This window comes from Clostridium sp. (genome assembly GCF_032552055.1).
Taxonomy (GTDB): Bacteria; Bacillota; Clostridia; order Clostridiales; family Clostridiaceae; genus Clostridium.
In genome coordinates, this window is the sequence record NZ_JAWGSV010000229.1 from 1 (window position 1) to 5,107 (window position 5,107).

Annotated in this window: 6 protein-coding genes; all 6 read right to left on the bottom strand. The window is 28.7% G+C overall.

The window, feature by feature from the left end; genetic code table 11:
* Positions 1-263: 263 nt before the first annotated feature.
* Positions 264-674 (bottom strand): prepilin-type N-terminal cleavage/methylation domain-containing protein, encoded by a 411-nt coding sequence (locus E6248_RS12920; RefSeq protein WP_316341205.1) that lies wholly within the window; start codon positions 672-674, stop codon positions 264-266.
* A 241-nt stretch (positions 675-915) separates the two neighbouring features.
* Positions 916-1,659, bottom strand: a complete 744-nt coding sequence (locus E6248_RS12925; RefSeq protein ID WP_316341206.1) for a prepilin peptidase — start codon at positions 1,657-1,659, stop codon at positions 916-918.
* 183 nt (positions 1,660-1,842) lie between these two features.
* Positions 1,843-2,232, bottom strand: a complete 390-nt coding sequence (locus E6248_RS12930; protein ID WP_316341207.1) for a hypothetical protein — start codon at positions 2,230-2,232, stop codon at positions 1,843-1,845.
* A gap of 256 nt (positions 2,233-2,488) precedes the next feature.
* Positions 2,489-4,114: a chaperonin GroEL gene (groL, locus tag E6248_RS12935; protein ID WP_316341208.1), complete on the bottom strand. Its 1,626-nt coding sequence runs from the start codon at positions 4,112-4,114 to the stop codon at positions 2,489-2,491.
* A gap of 14 nt (positions 4,115-4,128) precedes the next feature.
* On the bottom strand, positions 4,129-4,413 hold the full coding sequence (gene groES / locus E6248_RS12940; RefSeq protein ID WP_316341209.1) for a co-chaperone GroES: 285 nt from the start codon (positions 4,411-4,413) through the stop codon (positions 4,129-4,131).
* Between the two features lie 225 nt (positions 4,414-4,638).
* Positions 4,639-5,107, bottom strand: a 469-nt coding sequence (locus tag E6248_RS12945; protein WP_316341210.1) for an O-antigen ligase family protein, incomplete at its 5' end; no start/stop codon positions are given.

Here is a 5,107-nt window from a genome sequence, read left to right on the forward strand (position 1 = left end):
CCGGAAATACCTTTTACTTATATAAATAATACTATTAAATAAAGAAATCCTTTATAAAGCTACCTATATACCTTTTTATAAATATTCTTTGCTATTATATTGCCAATCTATATAGTTTCCTGAGCATTCTATTATTACAGTACCATCAGATTAATATTAAGATTAATTTAAAACTCAAACTAAGTATAAGTTCCTATAATAATTTGCTAAATAATTGTGATTTAAAATGCAGATTTAATCTACTTTTTACTTATTAAGACTTATTACTTAGCTTCTGTATCTGGAAGTGGAAATAAATTAGTTGTTTTACTTCCATCTGTCATAGTTATAATAACATTACTTTTTCCATCAATATTAACTGTATATGAACTATAGCCATTACTCTTTGGCTTAGGTGTATTCTGTAAGGACTCCTCTATTAAATTTCCAGTAGTAAGAGTGCTGTCTACAGTAATTGGCGAAGCTAGTGTCGCTCCTTCTGCCAATAATGTTGTTGTCACATTTGCTATAGTTTTAGCATTAGCTACGTCTGACTTAAAGTTTGCATCTCTTTTAATCTCTCCAAACTTAGGAATAGATAGTACTGATAATATGGCTATAATTGCCATAACTATAATTAACTCAATTAAAGTAAACCCTCTCTTTTTCTTTTTGCTTTTTAAATTTTTTAACATTAAATTTCCCCTTTCTCTTTTTATAAATTAAAATTTAAAGCTCAAATTAAACTTAACTGTGCATATCAAACATTAGTAGCATGATAGAAATTACTATAATTCCAATAAATACTCCCATATAAATCTCCCTTTTTTATTTTAAAAGCTTAAATTCCATAATATCTGAATATGTTAAATTATAGTTTCAAGTTATTATTTAAACCTTAATCTAATTTAATTTACTTTAATTTAATTAATATTTCTATAAGAAAATACTCAATTGAGCTATCAAAACTCCTTGGTTAGATAATATCCAAATAATAGTTCCAATTGAAATACACGGTGTAAATGCCATTTCAGCTTTTCTTTGTTTTTTTATCAATAGTTTATAGGAAGCTGCTATTCCCCCTATAATGACAGAAATAAACAAAGCCACTAATATTCCCTTTATTCCTACAAACAACCCACATAATCCTGCAATATCTATATCTCCATCTCCCATAGCACCAAAATAAGCTAATATAAAGATAAGTCCATATCCAATAACTCCACCTAATAAGTTATTAATTAGACTAATATCTCCAAAATATTTCCCAGACAATAAATAAGCAATGGCTACAATTAGAGTAACAACGCTTATTGATGAGTAAACATCCTTTGTTTTAATATCAATTATAGAAATTACTATTAAACAGGATGATAATATTGCATAAAATAAAAACTCTATTGATATATTGAACTTTAAAAATAATAATAAATACATAATTCCATTTAACAATTCTATTAATGGATATTGTATTGATATTTTTTGTCTACAGCATCTGCAACGTCCACCTAAAGATAGGTAACTAACTATTGGCATTAAATCTATTGTTCTTAACTTATATCCACAATTAGTACAATGTGATGGTAGATATACTATCGATTCTTCTTTAGGTATTCTATAAATTGCTACGTTTAAAAAACTTCCTATACATAAGCCTATTATTGTGACTAATGAAAACATATTCCCTCCGCTTTATAATTAACAATTATTGATTATGCATTATTAATTATTAACTCTTTTATATGACTTTAGTCCTAATAATAGTTATTTTTTTAATATTTTTACATATTATATTAGCAAACAACAAAATCTCCATTATTTAAATATCTAAGAAATTTAAATAATGGAGATTTTTATTTATTTTTATTCTACTATTTTTATAAATTTACCTTCATTGCTTACTTCAAACTTAACTTCTTCATCAACTATTTTTCTCGCATCCTCAATACTTAAGGCTTCAATCTTATTTAATACACTTACATCTTTAATATATTCTTTTAAGATTTTATCCTTATCAGCTTCAAGCTTAATATCTACTATAGTATTATCTTCTGCAAATTCAATTTCATGATTTATCTCTGCTTTTTCAACAGCTAACACTAACTCTCTAGCTGCATCTCTAACTAAAGATTTTTTATAATCTTTCAAATATCCTCTAAGAGATATTATCATAATAATTAAAATAATTATTGATCCTAATGTAATTATAATTTTTTCAAGCCTAGTGACTTTTCTTTTTTTCTTTGAAACCATCCTTTTCCTCCCAGGCTAAACCTTGTAGTTAATATTTCTTAATAAAAGAATAACTCTTTTACTACCTTATTATAATTTAGAAAAGGATTTATATCAATTACAAAATAATGAGGCTTCTGCTTTATCTAATAAAATTAACTATAAAGAATTATTGATGTAATTTTTAAAGAATTACTAAAACTAATTGCTTTTTAAAACTCCTTAAGGAGTTTTGTCATTAATTTTTCATTCTTAATTCTTCATTGCGCGACAGCGCCTAGTACATTCCGTCCATTCCCATTCCTGGTGCTCCTGGCATTGCAGCTTCCTTTTGAGGAATATCTACAACAGCAGCTTCAGTAGTTAAGAATGTTGATGCAACAGATGCAGCATTTTGAAGTGCTGATCTAGTAACCTTAGTTGGGTCAACTATACCTGCTTTAATCATATTAGTATATTCACTCTTTAATGCATCGTATCCAAATCCAGCTTCTTCACCCTTAACGTGTTCAATTATTACTGAACCTTCAAGGCCTGCATTAGTAGCTATTTGTCTCATTGGTTCTTCTAATGATCTTACTATAATATTAATACCAACTTGAGTATCTGGAATATCAGAAGTTACCTTAGATACTTCATTAATTATATTTACATAAGCAGATCCACCACCTGGAACTATTCCTTCTTCAACAGCAGCCTTAGTTGCAGCAAGTGCATCTTCTATTCTTAATTTCTTTTCTTTTAATTCTGTTTCAGTTGCAGCTCCAACTTTAATTACAGCTACTCCACCAGCAAGTTTAGCTAATCTTTCTGTTAGCTTTTCCTTATCAAATTCAGAAGAAGTTTCTTCTATTTGAGCTCTAATTTGTTGAACTCTTTCCTTTATAGCTTCGCTATTTCCTTTTCCGTTAACTATAGTAGTGTTTTCCTTAGTAACCTTTATGCTTTCACATTGTCCAAGCATATCTAAAGTTACTTCCTTTATGTCTATTCCAAGTTCTTCAGAGATAACTGTACCACCTGTTAAGATAGCTATGTCTTGTAACATTTCTTTTCTTCTATCTCCAAAACCTGGTGCTTTTACAGCTACGCATGTGAAAGTTCCTCTTAGCTTATTAACTACTAATGTAGTCATAGCATCGCCTTCTACATCCTCAGCTATAATAAGTAATTTCTTACCTTGTTGAACTATTTGCTCTAATATTGGAAGTAATTCTTGGATATTAGAAATCTTCTTATCAGCTATTAATATTAATGGATTATCTAAGATAGCTTCCATCTTTTCTGTATCTGTTACCATATAAGCTGATACATATCCTCTATCAAATTGCATACCTTCAACTACATCTAATTCAGTTCCCATTGACTTAGATTCTTCTACAGTGATAACACCTTCATTACCCACTTTTTCCATAGCATCAGATATTAACTTACCTACTTCTTCATCTGCTGCTGAAATAGCTGCAACTCTAGCTATATCCTCCTTACCATTTACAGGCTTTGAAATATTCTTAATTTCTTCTACAGCCTTATCTACAGCCATCTTAATACCATTTCTAATTAAGATTGGATTAGCTCCAGCTGTAACATTTTTTAAACCTTCTCTAATTATTGCTTGAGCTAAAAGTGTAGCTGTTGTAGTACCATCTCCTGCAACATCATTAGTCTTAGTTGCAACTTCTTTAACTAATTGAGCTCCCATATTTTCATATGGATCTTCAAGTTCTATTTCTCTTGCAATTGAAACACCATCGTTAGTTATTAAAGGTGATCCAAACTTTTTATCTAAAACAACATTTCTTCCCTTTGGTCCTAATGTAACCTTAACAGTATCAGCTAATGTATCAACACCAACTTGCATTGCTCTTCTAGCATCTTCACTAAATTTAATCATCTTTGCCATAATTAATTCCTCCCTTATTCAACTATTGCTAAAATATCATCTTGTTTTAAAATAGTGTACTCTTCACCATCAACTTTAACTTCAGTACCTGCATATTTTGAATAAAGTACCTTATCTGAAACTTTAACTTCCATTGCTATTCTCTTACCATCTACTATAGCTCCAGGTCCTACTGCTACTACCTCTGCTTCTTGTGGTCTTTCCTTTGCTGATCCAGTTAAAAGTATTCCACTTTTAGTTGTTTCTTCAGCTTCTAATTTTTTTATTACTACTCTATCTGCTAATGGTTTAATGTTCATAAAAAAATCCCTCCTATATATAATATAATTAATTACTTACTATTTTAGCACTCATTACTATCAAGTGCTAATAATTTTATAATAATCTTTCATATTTATTTTTTCAAATTCTACCTCTTTTATTTTTTCCCTATATCTAATAAATATTACCATCTTACATTAAATATTTTCTATTTACTTAAGGTTTTGTCTATTTTCTCGCTAAATCATACTTCTTTAGTATTTCTATTCCTTAGTACTATTACAATACCCAAGAAAAATCCAAAATATTGGCGCAACCATTATAACACTTATATTAAAGAAGCTTTGAACTAAATATCCTATCAGAGTTAAAAATAACACCTTGATTTTAACTTCTTTAATATCCCTCCACAAATTATATATAGTTATGCTAATTAGTGATAAGTATGCAATCAAATTAAAAATACCATTAGAAACTGCATATTCTAAAAATTCATTGTGTGCCTTATCAATAAAGCTATTATGGTAATCTAAATGTTCTTCATATTCCTTAGGATAATCAGTACTTAGTCTCTCGCTTAATGTATCTGGCCCCCATCCAATAAGTGGTTTATCTAAAAATGCTCTCATACTTATCTTAAGTATCTCTCTTCTTCCACTATCATTTATTTTTACTTCTCCTTTAACTTTTTCATAAGGATAATATTCTCCTTTTTTTTCATATTCTCTTTTT